A 12,954-nucleotide genomic window follows, 5' to 3' on the forward strand; every position below is an offset into this window, starting at 1 on the left:
AGGTTCGCAGTTGAGCGCGGAGCAGGTTGCCGAAGGAAGCGTGCCCACCTTGCTCGTCGAGGCCGCCCGCCAGTGGCCCGGCAAGGCGGCCGTCCAGGAGACCGGGGGTGGGGTCGCGCTGACGTGGGCGCAGCTCGACAACGCCGCCCACGCGCTGGCCCACGCCCTGCTCGACGCGGGAATCGAACGCGGGGACCGGGTGGCGTTGCGGCTGTCGACGTCGGCCGCGTTCGCCGTCTCGCTGTTCGGGGCGCTCCGGGCGGGCGCGGTGGTCGTCCCGATCTCGCCGCAGGCTCCGGCGGCGGAGCTGAACGGGCTGCTGGAGCACAGCGGCGCGCGGCTCGTCCTCGAACGCGAAACGACCGAGGGGCTCCCCGACGGAGTGACAAGCCTCTCACCGCCTGTTACCTCGGATGGAGCAGCCGAACCGGTCGACGCCGCCGGATCCGGTGAGGACATCGCGGTCATTTCGTACACCTCCGGCACGACCGGTCCGCCGCGCGGCGTGATGCTGTCGCACCGGGCGCTGCTGGCGAACCTCGACCAGCTGAACCGGATCGTCCCCACGCCGCTCGTGCACGGCGATCGCGTGCTCATCACCATCCCGTTGTTCCACGTCTACGGACTGGGCCCGGGCCTGCTGCAGACCACGGCGGTCGGCGCGACGGCGATCCTCTCCGAGCGTTTCCTCGCCGAGCGGACGCTGGCCGACTGCGCCGAGTACCGGGTGACCTCGATCGCCGGCGTGCCCGCGATGTACGCCGAATTCGCCGCGATGGACCCCGAGGAGCTCGGGCAGGGCCTGTCCACCGTCCGGCGGATGACGTCGGGCGCGGCGCCACTGCACCCCAAGATCCTCACCGCGCTCCGCGGCGCCACCGGGCTCGACGTCTACGAGGGCTACGGCCTCACCGAATGCGCGCCCGTGGTCACCACGACGCTGGTCACCGGCTATCCGAAGCCGGGTTCGGTCGGGCGGCCGCTGCCCGGCGTCGAGCTCCGGCTGGTCGACAGCGACGGCGACGCCGAACCCGTCCCGCTGGACCCGGACGACCTCGGTGACGCCTTCGACGAGGACGGCGGCACCGGCCTGGTGTCGATCCGCGGCGCGAACCTGTTCTCCGGCTACTGGCCCGACGGCTCGCACGGTCCCGACGAGGACGGCTGGTTCCGCACCGGCGACGTCGGCTACCTCGACACCGACGGCGACCTGCACCTGGTGGACCGCGCCAACGACCTGATCATCGTCAACGGCTTCAACGTCTTCCCCCACGAGGTCGAGAACGTGATCTCGATGCTGGACGAGGTCGTCGAGGCGGGTGTCGTCGGCGTCGTCGACGAGCGGACCGGTGAAGCGGTGAAGGCCGTCGTCGTTCCCGCGCCCGGCGCTTCGCTTTCGGAGCAGCAGGTCGTCGAGCACTGCGCGGAGCACCTGGCCGGGTACAAGGTGCCGCACACCGTCGAGTTCGCCGAGTCCCTGCCGCATTCCGCCACCGGGAAGCTTCGGCGTATGCGCCTCAGGTAAGGATTGAACGCATGGCCCATCACGTGACCGTCATGACCCGCGCGGGTTGCCACCTGTGCGAGGTCGCGGAACAGGACATCGAGCGGATCTGCGGCGAACTGGGCGTCGCCTGGTCGGCGGAGGACGTCGACAGCGACGCCGAATGGCGTGCCGAATACGGCGACCGCGTGCCGGTGATCCTCGTCGACGACGCCGAGCACGGCTACTGGCGAGTCGAAGAGGACAGGCTCCGGAAGGCACTGGCGTAACAGTCTCGTAAGGGGCGATCGGCCTACCTTCGGGCCTATCGCTGACGAAGATGGAGACGTGGACGACGAACGCAGGCTCAGCTTCCCGCAAGCCGCACTGACCGGGCTCCTGTCACTGGCGGCCGCTCTCGGCGTCGGTCACCTCGTGGCGGGCTTCGTCGGGTACACGGCTTCGCCGTTCGTCGCGGTGGCGAACTTCGTCATCGACCACAGCCCGCACGCGGTGGTCGCCTGGGCCGAGCAGACCCTGGAGACCTGGGACAAGCCCGTCCTCAAGATCGGTCTCGCCGTGGTGCTGGTGCTGTTCGCGCTGCTCGCCGGACAGCTTTCGCGCCGCAAGCCGCTGCCGGGCCAGGTGATCGTCGGCTTGCTCGGCGCGGCGGGCGTCGCCGCCGTCTTCGTGCGCACCGACCTCGGACAGATCGCGCTGCTGGCGCCCGTGGCGGCCGTGGTCGCCGGGCTCGTCGTGTTCACGTGGCTGCACCGGTTCTTCCTGCCTGTCGTGCTGTTCGACGTCCGCGAGGGCGAAGGGCCGGATCGGCGGAAGGTGCTGATCACCGGGGCCTCGGTCGCGGCGGGGGCCGGTGTCGCCGCACTGGCCGGCCAGCTCGTCGGAACCAGGAAGAACGCGGAGGAGTCGCGTGCCGCCGTCGGCAGGCTCGTCGCCGCGAGGACAGCGCCGCCGATCCCGCCCGACGCGGACTTCGCGAAGCTCGGCACCCCGCCGTATCTCACTCCTTCGAAGGATTTCTATCGGATCGACACGGCACTGGTCGTCCCGCAGGTCCGCACCGAGGATTGGAGCCTGCAGATCCGCGGGATGGTCGATCGCGAAGTCACCTATAGGTATGAAGATCTCCGCTCGCGGCCGCTGATCGAACGCGACGTCACCCTCTGCTGCGTCTCCAACGAGGTCGGCGGCCCGTACATCTCGAACGCCCGCTGGATCGGCATCGACCTGCGAGACCTGCTGAACGAGGCGGGCGTCAAACCCGGTGCCGAGCAGATGTTCGCGACCAGCGTCGACGGCTGGACCTGCGGAACCCCGATCGAAGCCGCCCTCGATCCGCGACGTGGCGCGATGCTCGCCCTCGGCATGGACGGCGAACCTCTCCCGATCGAGCACGGCTTCCCCGCGAGGATCGTGATCCCCGGGCTGTACGGCTACGTGTCCGCCACGAAATGGGTGACCGAGCTGGAGATCACCACCTGGGAGGAACGGCAGGCGTACTGGCTCGGCCGAGGCTGGGCCAGGGAAGCGCCGGTGAAGACGCAGTCGCGGATCGACGCGCCCGGCTCGGCGGTGAACGCGGGCAAGGTCGTCGTGTCCGGGATCGCGTGGGCGCAGCACACCGGCGTCGCGAAGGTCGAGGTCCGGGTCGACCAGGGGCCGTGGCAGGAGGCCGTCCTGTCGGCCGAGACGTCGAAGGACACCTGGCGGATGTGGTGGACCGAGGTCCAGATCCCCACCGGTCAGCACGAGATCGCCGTCCGGGCGACGGACCAGTCGGGCTACACGCAGACGCAGGAGCTCGCCGGAACCGTCCCCGACGGCGCCACCGGCTGGCACACGGTGTCCTTTAACGCGCGCTGACGGAAACATTTCGCAGGGCGCCAAGGCCGAGCTGCACGTCACCCCGGTGCGAAGGGCGCCCTACAAAATGTTTCCGTGGCCTTCGGCCAAGAGCGGCGCGCGCTGGTGAAGTCCCTCGTCGCGCTGACGCGCTCCCGAGCGACGGTCTGCCGGTGCCGTTGAAGCCCCTACGCGACATTGAGCACAGCTGCGACCTGTGACTTTGTGCCTGCGTTCACAAGTGGCTACCGTAGATACGTCGCCTCCGAAAGCGCCCGGCATCGAACCGGACTCAGCGCGGCGGGTCAAGAGCCGGTTTCCAGGTTCAGGCGATTCATGTCGTCAGCAGGACCAGAGGAGCGGACAAGCGTGGTGTCGCAACGAGGCCGGCGCACCCGGGTGACACCGGACGCCGACAACGCGCCCACCGCGGAGATGCCCGCCGTCGAGGCCGCCGCCGAACCGGAAGCCGTTCGCGCGAAGTCGATCCCCGAGGCCGCCGTCGCCCGCCTCGCCGTCTACCTCCGTGTCCTCTCCGGGCTGGCCGAGCAGGGCGCGACGACGATCTCCAGCGAGGAACTCTCGCAGGCCGCGGGCGTCAACTCCGCGAAACTGCGCAAGGACCTTTCGTACCTGGGCTCGTACGGCACCCGCGGCGTCGGCTACGACGTGCAGGTGCTGGTCAGTCAGATCGAGCGGATCCTCGGCCTGACCCGCAAGCACAAGGTCGCCGTGGTCGGCATCGGTAACCTCGGGCACGCGCTGGCCAACTACGGCGGGTTCCCCGGCCGCGGGTTCCCGGTCGAGGCGCTGTTCGACCTCGACCCGGATCTGGTCGGTGTGCCGGTCGGCGGTCTCCCGGTCTCGCATCTCGACGAGATCCCCAAAGTCTGCGCCGAACGGCAGATCTCCATCGGCGTCATCGCCACTCCGCCCACCGCCGCGCAGTCGGTCTGCGACCGCCTTGTCGCAGGTGGCGTGCAGTGCATCCTGAATTTCGCCCCGGTCGTGCTGCAGGTTCCGGCACATATCGAGGTGCGCAAGGTGGATCTCGCGGTCGAACTGCAGATCCTGTCGTTCCACGTCGCTCGCCGCGCGGATCTGGCCGCCAACGGCAACGGCGGAGGAGACGGTGGCCCCGGAGGCGCCGAGAATGGCAGCGTGAACGGCCACGGCAACGGAATGGTGGTGCGCTGAAATGAGCGTGTTGGCGGTCGGGCTCTCGCACCGCAGTGCCGAGCTGAACACCTTGGAGCGTGTCGCGGTCCCCGCGACCGACGTGACCAAGGTGCTCCACGAACTGCAGCAGGCCGAACACGTCAGTGAGGCGATCCTCGTCTCGACCTGCAACCGCATCGAGGTCTACGCGGTCGTCGAGACCTTCCACGGCGGTCTGAACGACGTTTCCGACGTGCTCGCCCGCCAGGCCGGGATGCAGCCCGCGGACCTCTACGACTCGTTGTACGTGCACTACGCGGGCGCCGCGATCGAGCACCTGTTCTCGGTCACCTCCGGCCTGGACTCGATGGTCGTCGGCGAGACGCAGATCCTCGGCCAGATCCGGTCCTCCTACGCCACCGCGCGCGAGGCGGGCACCGTCGGCCGCACCCTGCACGAACTGATCCAGACCACGCTGCGCGTCGGCAAACGGGTGCACAGTGAAACGGGCCTGGATCAGCTGGGCGCGTCGGTCGTCTCCGAGGCGCTGGCCGCGGCCGGGGACATCGCCGGCAAGCACGCGCTGATCATCGGCGCCGGTTCGATGGGCGCGCTGACCGCTTCCCACCTGCGTAAATCCGGGATCGGCGAGATCACCATCGCCAACCGCACCGAAGCGCGGGCCGCCCGGCTCGCCGCCGCGAGCGTCGAGCAGGGTGTTCCCGCGAAGGCCGTCCAGATGAGCGGGATCGCGGACGCGGTCGCCGAGGCGGACGTCGTCGTCTGCTGCACCGGCGCGCAGGCCGCGGTGTTCACCACCGCGCACGTGCCCGCCCGCGCCGGGCGCCCGCTGGTCGTCTGCGACCTCGGCCTCCCGCGTGACGTCGAGCACGAGGTCGCCGAGCTGGCCGACGTCACCGTGGTCGACCTCGAGACCATCCAGCGCCGTATGCGCGACAAGGGCACCCCGACCACCGAACGGCAGACCGCCAAGGCCACCGGCATCGTGCTCGACGAGGTGCGCGAGTACCTCGCCGGACAGCGCAGCGCCGAGGTCACCCCGACCGTGACGGCGCTGCGGCGCCGGGCGGCCGAGGTGGTCGACGCCGAACTGCTGCGGCTGGACAACCGTCTGCCGGACCTCGAAGCCGGGGTCCGGGAGGAGGTCGGCCGCACGGTCCGCCGCGTGGTCGACAAGCTGCTCCACGCGCCGACGGTGCGGGTCAAGCAGCTGGCCGCCGAGACGGCCGACACCGATTACGCCAACGCGCTGCGCGAGCTGTTCTGCCTCGACCCGCAGGCGCCCGCCGCGGTGGCGAGTCCTACCGCAACGAAAGACAGTGACCAGTGAGCAGAGTCATCCGCATCGGGACGCGCGGCAGCAAACTCGCCCTCGCGCAGACCGGCACCATCGCCGACGCGCTGCGCGCCACCGGCGCCGAGGTCGAGCTCGTCACCGTGACGACGCCCGGTGACAAATCGTCCGCGCCGATCCCGACGATCGGGGTCGGCGTCTTCACTTCCGCCCTGCGCGAGGCCTTGCTGCGCGAGGAAGTCGACGTCATCGTGCACTCGTACAAGGACCTCCCGACGAAGCCGGAGCCGGGCATCACGCTTGCCGCCGTGCCGCCCCGCGAGGACCCGCGTGACGCACTGATCGCCCGTGACGGGCTGACTTTGGGCGAGCTGCCGCCGGGTTCGACGGTCGGCACCGGCTCGCCGCGGCGCACCGCGCAACTGCGTGCGCTCGGTCTCGGTTTGGAAATCGTGCCGATCCGAGGCAATATCGACACCCGCATGCGCAAGGTGAGCGACGGAGAGCTCGACGCCGTCGTCCTGGCGCGTGCCGGACTGGCCAGGATCGGCCGGGCGGAGGAGATCACCGAGACCCTCGACCCGATCCAGATGCTGCCCGCCCCCGCGCAGGGTGCGCTGGCGGTGGAGTGCCGGACCGGTGACGTGGACATCGAGCACCTGCTCGGGTCCACAGTGGACGATGAAGGCACCCGCGCCGTGGCGACCGCCGAGCGGGCGTTGCTCGCGGCGCTGGAAGCCGGGTGCAGCGCACCGGTCGGAGCGCTGGCGGAGATCGTCGAAGACCTGGACGCCGAAGGGCGGGTCGTCGAGCGGATCTCGCTGCGGGGCACCGCCGCCGTCGAAGAGGACGGGAAAGCGGTCGACATGGTGCGCGCTTCCGCGCTCGCCGACAGCCGCGATGCCGAACAACTCGGCCGGACACTGGCCGCCGAACTGCTCGACCTGGGGGCCGGCGCACTGTCCGGCCCCGCCCAGTGAGTCAGAACGTTGAAGGTAGGGCCGCGCTCGACTGCGGCCGCTCAAGAGGAGAACGCACAGATGACCCCCGCGCGTAAGACCACCGGGCGAGTCGCCTTCGTGGGCTCGGGCCCCGGTGACGCCGGTCTGCTGACCGTCCGCGCTCAGGAGCTGCTCGCCAAGGCCGAGGTCGTGGTGACCGACCCGGACGTCCCTTCGGGCGTCTTGGCCTTCGCCGCCGAGGGCGCCGAAGTGCGCCCCGCCGTCGGCGAGGCCACCGAGGTCGCCAAGGACCTGGTGAACGAGGCCAAGGCCGGACGGCTGGTGCTCCGGCTGATCGCCGGTGACCCGCTGACCCAGCCCGCCGTCGTCGCCGAGGTGCAGGCCGTTTCCCGGACCAGCGCCGTCTTCGACATCATCCCCGGCGTCTCGCCCGGCGCGGCCGTCCCGGCGTACGCCGGTGTCGCGCTCGGCGGGACGCACACCGAGGTCGACGTCCGCGGTGACGTCGACTGGGCCGCACTGGCCGCCGCCCCCGGCCCGATCGTGCTGCACGCGACGTCGGCGCACCTCGCCGAGGCCGCGTCCGCGCTGACCGAGCACGGGCTGGCGCCGACCACCCCGGTCGCCGTCACGTCGAACGGCACCATCAATACCCAGCGCACGCTCGACACCACGCTGGCCACCGTCGCGAACGAAGCGGGCGAGCTCGTCGGCCCGCTCATCGTGACCATCGGCCAGGCCGTCGGCCAGCGCTCGAAGCTGTCCTGGTGGGAGTCGCGCGCGCTGTACGGCTGGAAGGTCCTGGTGCCGCGCACCAAGGAGCAGGCCGGTGAGATGGCGGAGCGGCTTCGCGGCCACGGCGCCACCTCGCACGAGGTCCCGACCATCTCGGTCGAGCCGCCGCGCAGCCCCGCTCAGATGGAGCGTTCGGTCAAGGGTCTCGTCGACGGCCGCTACCAGTGGATCGTCTTCACCTCGACCAACGCCGTCCGCGCGGTGTGGGAGAAGTTCGAGGAGTTCGGGCTCGACGCCCGCGCCTTCTCCGGCGTGAAGATCGCCTGCGTCGGCGAATCGACCGCCGCGAAGGTCCGCTCGTTCGGCATCATCCCCGAGCTGATCCCGGAAGGTGAGCAGTCCTCGGAGGGCCTCCTCGCCGAGTTCCCGCCGTACGACGACGTCCTCGACCCCGTCGACCGCGTCCTGCTGCCGCGGGCGGACATCGCCACCGAAACCCTTTCGGCAGGCCTGCGTGAGCGCGGCTGGGAGATCGACGACGTGACCGCGTACCGCACGGTGCGCGCCGCGCCGCCGCCCGCCGAGACCCGCGAGATGATCAAGACCGGCGGTTTCGACGCGGTCTGCTTCACCTCGTCCTCGACCGTGCGGAACCTCGTCGGCATCGCCGGCAAGCCGCACACCCGCACGCTGGTCGCGTGCATCGGCCCGAAGACCGCGGAAACCGCCGTGGAGTTCGGGCTGCGGGTCGACGTCCAGCCCGAGAAGGCCGACGTCCCGCACCTGGTCGACGCGCTCGCCGAGCACGCCGCGCGGCTTCGCGCCGAAGGTGCGCTCCCGCCGCCTCGCAAGGCGAAGCGGGCCCGCCGCTCCTGATCGTTTAGTACGTGAAGGCCCCCTTCCTTGCGCCAGGCGCAAGGAAGGGGGCCTTCACGTACTTGGGGGTGCCCGGCGCAACTAGTCACCTACTTGCGCCGGTCGCTCCTCAGCTGAAGAACTTCACGACCTCCGTGTACGCCAGGTAGGCGAACATCGCCAGGCAGATGCCCAGCAGCCCGTTCGAGAGCCACCGCGATCGTCCCTCCCGCGGCACCCTTGAGGTGTTCAGCAACACCAGCAAGGTCGCCGCCAGGAACGGCATGAACAACGCACCCAGCACGCCGTAGATCACGGTGAGCTGGAAGGGCTGGTCCAGGAACAGCAACGCCATCGGCGGGAAGGTCAGCCACAGCACGTATCCGCGGTACGCGACGCTGCGTTCTCCCGCCTTTTTCTCGTACGCCTCAGCGCTTTCCGTCGTGTTCGCGGGCAGCCGCAGAATGCGCCACCAGTCCGCGAAGAGCAGGCTCACGCCGTGCCAGACGCCGATCACCGACGTGAACGAGACCGCGAAGAAACCGATGAGGAACGGGATCCGGGCCCACTGCCCGTAATCCGCGGCGAGGGTGTCGCCGAGGAACAGCAGTCCCTTGTCGCCCGAGATGATCTTCTGGCCGACCAGCAGTTCCGCGCCGACGATCAGCATCGCGATCACGAAGACCCCGGTCATGATGTAGCCGACGGCGTTGTCGGTCCGCATCATCGACAGCCACTTCGCCGAACGCCAGCCCTTCGCGAGCGTCCAGTAGCCGTACGCCGCCATGGTGATCGTGCCGCCGACGCCGCCGACCAGGCCGAGGACGTAGACGAGCGAGCCGTCGGGCAGGGTCGGGACGGCGCCCTTGAACAGTTCGGCGAAGTTCGGCACGACGAGGATCGCGGTCCCGACCACGGTCACGAACATGACGCCGACCAGGATCGTCATCAGTTTCTCGATGATCGCGTAGCGCCCGAACCACACCAGCGCGAAGCCGAGCAGACCGCAGATCATCGCCCAGTACCGCACCGAAAGCGCGGGGAAGAGCGCGTTCAGCGGCAGGCCCGACGCGGACATCGCGGTCGCGCCGTAGACGAACCCCCAGATCACCGCGTAGATCCCGAAGTAGATCAGCGCCCACATGCCCAGCGTCCGCCAGCCGGCCAGGATCGTCCGGCCCGACGTCAGATGCCAGCGGCCGACGGCTTCGGCCAGCGCGAGTTTGAAGATCGTGCCGACGAGCACCGCCCACAGCAGCGTGTACCCGAAGCGCGATCCGGCCACCATCGTCGCGACGAGGTCGCCCGCGCCGACCCCGGTCGCCGCGGCCATGATCCCTGGCCCGACCTGGCGCAGCCGTGCGCGCCAGCCGACGGGCGGTTCTTCCAGTTGGTCGGTCACCGTTGAACTCGACATGACGTGGAAGGTAACCCACGTCACACCGCGGTGGAATCGGACAAAGTCGACTCTTAACCGTCCCTTAGGGAAGGTCCGCCCATGCGGCCCAACGAGGCTGCGGACCGCGTCTCGAGCGAGCGGGAGTACCGTCGTAAGGGTGTTTCCCGAACATCGTCCCCGCAGGCTCCGTACCACTCCGGCCATGCGCAGGCTGGTGGGCGAGACGACGCTGCGGCCGCGCCAGCTGATCCTCCCGATGTTCGTGGCCGAGGGCATCGACACGCCCCGCCCGATCGCGAGCATGCCCGGGGTCGTCCAGCACACCCGTGACACGCTGCGCAAAGCCGCCGTCGACGCGGTCAACGCCGGGGTCGGCGGCCTGATGCTGTTCGGCATTCCGAAGACGCGGGACGCCGAGGGGTCCGGCGCGATCGACCCGAACGGCATCCTCAACGTCGCCCTGCGTGACCTGAAGGCCGAACTCGGCGACGCGACCGTCCTGATGGCGGACACGTGCCTCGACGAGTTCACCGACCACGGCCACTGCGGCGTCCTCGACGCCGACGGCGGTGTCGACAACGACGCGACCCTGCGCCTGTACGCGGAAATGGGGCTGGCGCAGGCGGAAGCGGGCGCGCATCTGCTCGGGCCCAGCGGAATGATGGACGGCCAGGTCGGCGTCATCCGTGCCGCGCTCGACCGCGCCGGGCGCACGGACACCGGCATCCTCGCCTACTCGGCGAAGTTCGCCAGCGCGTTCTACGGCCCCTTCCGTGAGGCCGTCGACTCGCAGCTGAAGGGCGATCGGAAGACGTACCAGCAGGATCCTGGCAACGTGCGTGAAGCGTTGCGCGAGATCGAGCTGGACATCGCCGAGGGCGCCGACATGATCATGGTCAAACCCGCGCTGTCCTATTTGGACGTCATCAGGGCGGCCGCCGAGGCGTCGCCGGTTCCGCTGGCGGCGTACAACATCTCGGGCGAGTACGCGATGGTCGAGGCCGCCGCGGCGAACGGCTGGCTGGAGCGCGAACGCACGATCCTCGAGGTGCTGACCTCGATCCGCCGTGCGGGCGCGGACATGATCCTCACCTACTGGGCCGCCGAAGCCGCGGGTTGGCTGGACTAGGCCGCACATCCGAGGCCTCTGGCCGAAAAGAAACGCGCGCGCGTGTCCTCACCCAACCTGCCCACTTCAGTTTGGGAGACACGCTCTAGGCTGCCTCGCGTGAGCGACAGCGAAGCCGACGAAACGGACGACGAGCGCCGCAAGCGGGGACGCGCGCCCGACCCGATCCTGCCTGGCCAGGAGGCGCCGGCGCACGTCGTGCCGAAGCCTGTCGCCCTCTCGTTCTGGTTGTGGATCGCGACCGGTCTCGCCCTGATCGCCGGGCCGACCTATCTGCTGATCGGCAGGCAGACGGTGATCGACACGTACCTCAAGCAGAACGCGGAGCAGCGGGACCCCGCGCTGAGGGTCGACCCGGCGCGGATCGTCGACGGCGTCGACGGGCTGATCCTGAACCTGTTTGTCGGCGCGATCACGTTCGCCGTGCTCTTCGCCATTTTCGCTTACAAGGCGCGCGAAGGAACACGTTCGGCCAGGGCCGTGCTGACCGGCCTCGCGGTCTTCCTCGCCCTCGTCGGCCTCTTCGTTCTCGGTGGCGCGCTCTTCGTCGTCATCGCCACGCTGATCGCGGTGATCGCGCTGATCCTGATGTACCTGCCCAGCGTCGCCGACTACTTCCCGAAGGTCGGGCGCAAGCTGCCATGACGCCGGAGCCCGCCCTCTACGCCGAACCCGGCGTCGGCTGGACGGCGTTGCTGTGGGCGCCGCTGTTCTCCCTCGCCGGGCTGCTCGCCGAACTGGCGACCGGCGGGCCGGTGCACTGGCTGGCCTGGATCCTGGTCGCGGCGGGGCTGGTGGCGATCACCGTGCCGTGGGTGTACGCGCGCCGCCGGTACCTCTCGCTCGAAGTCACCGCGGACGGCTACCGGCAGGGCAGGGAAACCCTGGAGGCGGCTCGGATCGCCGAAGTTCTCGAAGACGACGCCCCGGTCGGGGCGCGGGTCCTCGGCGGCGGCTGGACGATCCCCAAGAAGCACGGCGAAGTCGGCTTGAAGCTCGAAGACGGTGTTTTCGTCCGCGCCTGGGCCAAGGAGCCGGACGCCCTCCGCGAGGCTCTCCAGGATTTGGTGCGTGCTCGCACCACAGAGTCATGAGAAGCTGCTCACTGTGATCGACCTTCCCCAGCCGACCGGCGCCGATCTGTGGCCACCGGAGGACACCCGGCGAAACGCCCGGCTGCACAAACCCCTGCGCGCCGTGGTGGGAGCCGTCGAACTGATCCTCGCCGCGCTCGCCGTGTGGGGTGCTTTCGCTTGCTGGAAGGCCGGTGTCGTCCCGGTCGTGATCACCTACGGCGAAACGACGACGTTGGAATCACAGCGCTACTTCGGCGGCCCGCTCGCCGGCGCCATCGGGCTGGGTGTGCTGGCCGCGATCCTGGTGGTGGACGCGATCCGCCAGTTCCTGCTCGCCGTCCGGGCCAAGGGACGCAAGCCCAAGGAACCGAAACTCAGTTGAGCCACACGACGGCGGCGTTGACCGCGGTCGAGAACAGCAGCCACAGCAGATACGGCACGAGCAGCCAGGCCGCGAGCTTCGACCGGCGCCCGAACTCCATCATCGTGATCGGCACCACGAAGTCCAGTACGACGACGTCGGCCAGCGCCACGACGTGCGCGCCACCGGCGAAGAACAGCGGCGTCCACAGCAGGGTCAGCAGCAGGCAGACGCCGTAGAAGGCGAAGCCGCGCGTTTCGCCGTCGGTGCGCCAGTAGCACCAGCCCGCGACGGCGACCAGGAGGAGCAGGACCGACCACGTCGGCCCGTAGAGCCAGCCCGGTGGCGCCCACGACGGGCGGGCCAGCGCGTTGTGCGTCTCGGAGCGGGTGGCGACCGCCAGCCCGGCCACGATCCCCACGATCGCCGACATGGCGACGAATCCCGCCAAGGCCTGCCAGCGCAGGCGACGGTGGTGGGTCGGTGGTGACGGCACCGTGGACACGTGGATTCCTCCGCGAGGGTTTCGGCGGGAGTGCTCCCACCCTAGTGGGCCGGGTCACGCCATGGCCGCCAAGCGTGAGGACTCGGCGGCGGGTGTCATCCGTGATTTGCGAG

13 protein-coding genes are annotated in these 12,954 nt (G+C 69.8%); 11 read left to right on the forward strand and 2 right to left on the reverse strand.

The window, feature by feature from the left end; translation table 11 throughout:
• Window positions 1-40: 40 nt before the first annotated feature.
• The 7 genes from DL991_RS35185 to DL991_RS35215 all read left to right on the forward strand — a co-directional run bounded on the left by DL991_RS35185 (window position 41) and on the right by DL991_RS35215 (window position 8,392).
• Complete coding sequence (locus tag DL991_RS35185) at window positions 41-1,525, forward strand: AMP-binding protein (protein WP_125788674.1); 1,485 nt, start codon at window positions 41-43, stop codon at window positions 1,523-1,525.
• An 11-nt stretch (window positions 1,526-1,536) separates the two neighbouring features.
• The gene (locus DL991_RS35190; protein WP_125788675.1) at window positions 1,537-1,773 is read left to right on the forward strand and encodes a glutaredoxin family protein; all 237 of its coding nucleotides are present in this window, start codon (window positions 1,537-1,539) and stop codon (window positions 1,771-1,773) included.
• Between the two features lie 58 nt (window positions 1,774-1,831).
• On the forward strand, window positions 1,832-3,367 hold the full coding sequence (locus DL991_RS35195) for a molybdopterin-dependent oxidoreductase (protein ID WP_125788676.1): 1,536 nt from the start codon (window positions 1,832-1,834) through the stop codon (window positions 3,365-3,367).
• Between the two features lie 348 nt (window positions 3,368-3,715).
• Window positions 3,716-4,543 carry a redox-sensing transcriptional repressor Rex gene (locus DL991_RS35200; RefSeq protein WP_005151741.1) on the forward strand — a complete coding sequence of 276 codons (828 nt, stop codon included), beginning with the start codon at window positions 3,716-3,718 and terminating at the stop codon, window positions 4,541-4,543.
• A gap of 1 nt (window position 4,544) precedes the next feature.
• Complete coding sequence (locus tag DL991_RS35205) at window positions 4,545-5,855, forward strand: glutamyl-tRNA reductase (RefSeq protein ID WP_125788677.1); 1,311 nt, start codon at window positions 4,545-4,547, stop codon at window positions 5,853-5,855.
• Window positions 5,852-6,799 carry a hydroxymethylbilane synthase gene (gene hemC, locus DL991_RS35210; RefSeq protein ID WP_199746235.1) on the forward strand — a complete coding sequence of 316 codons (948 nt, stop codon included), beginning with the start codon at window positions 5,852-5,854 and terminating at the stop codon, window positions 6,797-6,799. Before DL991_RS35205 ends, hemC begins: the two co-directional genes overlap by 4 nt.
• Before the next feature lie 60 nt (window positions 6,800-6,859).
• Complete coding sequence (locus DL991_RS35215) at window positions 6,860-8,392, forward strand: bifunctional uroporphyrinogen-III C-methyltransferase/uroporphyrinogen-III synthase (RefSeq protein WP_125788678.1); 1,533 nt, start codon at window positions 6,860-6,862, stop codon at window positions 8,390-8,392.
• Between the two features lie 109 nt (window positions 8,393-8,501).
• Here DL991_RS35215 and DL991_RS35220 read toward each other — a convergent pair whose 3' ends face one another.
• Window positions 8,502-9,788 (reverse strand): Nramp family divalent metal transporter, encoded by a 1,287-nt coding sequence (locus tag DL991_RS35220; protein WP_125788679.1) that lies wholly within the window; start codon window positions 9,786-9,788, stop codon window positions 8,502-8,504.
• A gap of 139 nt (window positions 9,789-9,927) precedes the next feature.
• On the opposite strand from DL991_RS35220, the gene hemB reads away from it, so the two are divergent.
• From hemB to DL991_RS35240, 4 genes are all read left to right on the forward strand, one after another.
• A complete protein-coding gene (hemB, locus tag DL991_RS35225) occupies window positions 9,928-10,899 on the forward strand; it encodes a porphobilinogen synthase (RefSeq protein WP_125788680.1) in 972 nt (323 codons plus the stop codon).
• Between the two features lie 99 nt (window positions 10,900-10,998).
• Complete coding sequence (locus tag DL991_RS35230) at window positions 10,999-11,544, forward strand: hypothetical protein (protein ID WP_125788681.1); 546 nt, start codon at window positions 10,999-11,001, stop codon at window positions 11,542-11,544.
• Window positions 11,541-11,993, forward strand: coding sequence for a hypothetical protein (locus DL991_RS35235; RefSeq protein ID WP_125788682.1), 453 nt, complete (start codon window positions 11,541-11,543; stop codon window positions 11,991-11,993). Before DL991_RS35230 ends, DL991_RS35235 begins: the two co-directional genes overlap by 4 nt.
• A complete protein-coding gene (locus tag DL991_RS35240) occupies window positions 11,971-12,357 on the forward strand; it encodes a hypothetical protein (protein ID WP_125788683.1) in 387 nt (128 codons plus the stop codon). Before DL991_RS35235 ends, DL991_RS35240 begins: the two co-directional genes overlap by 23 nt.
• Here DL991_RS35240 and DL991_RS35245 read toward each other — a convergent pair.
• Window positions 12,350-12,841: a TspO/MBR family protein gene (locus DL991_RS35245; protein ID WP_125788684.1), complete on the reverse strand. Its 492-nt coding sequence runs from the start codon at window positions 12,839-12,841 to the stop codon at window positions 12,350-12,352. The genes DL991_RS35240 and DL991_RS35245 overlap by 8 nt on opposite strands.
• Window positions 12,842-12,954: the final 113 nt, after the last annotated feature.

Origin of the sequence: Amycolatopsis sp. WAC 01375 (assembly GCF_003947325.1) — a bacterium.
In the GTDB taxonomy this organism is placed as follows: domain Bacteria; phylum Actinomycetota; class Actinomycetes; order Mycobacteriales; family Pseudonocardiaceae; genus Amycolatopsis.

What these genes read in the sequence shown, in the direction of transcription:
- DL991_RS35205 (WP_125788677.1), top strand. Translation starts at nt 4,545, where the DNA reads ATGAGCGTGTTGGCGGTCGGGCTCTCGCACCGCAGTGCCGAGCTGAAC.
- DL991_RS35190 (WP_125788675.1), top strand. Translation starts at nt 1,537, where the DNA reads ATGGCCCATCACGTGACCGTCATGACCCGCGCGGGTTGCCACCTGTGC.
- DL991_RS35215 (WP_125788678.1), top strand. Translation starts at nt 6,860, where the DNA reads ATGACCCCCGCGCGTAAGACCACCGGGCGAGTCGCCTTCGTGGGCTCG.
- DL991_RS35235 (WP_125788682.1), top strand. Translation starts at nt 11,541, where the DNA reads ATGACGCCGGAGCCCGCCCTCTACGCCGAACCCGGCGTCGGCTGGACG.
- DL991_RS35220 (WP_125788679.1), bottom strand. Translation starts at nt 9,788, where the DNA reads ATGTCGAGTTCAACGGTGACCGACCAACTGGAAGAACCGCCCGTCGGC.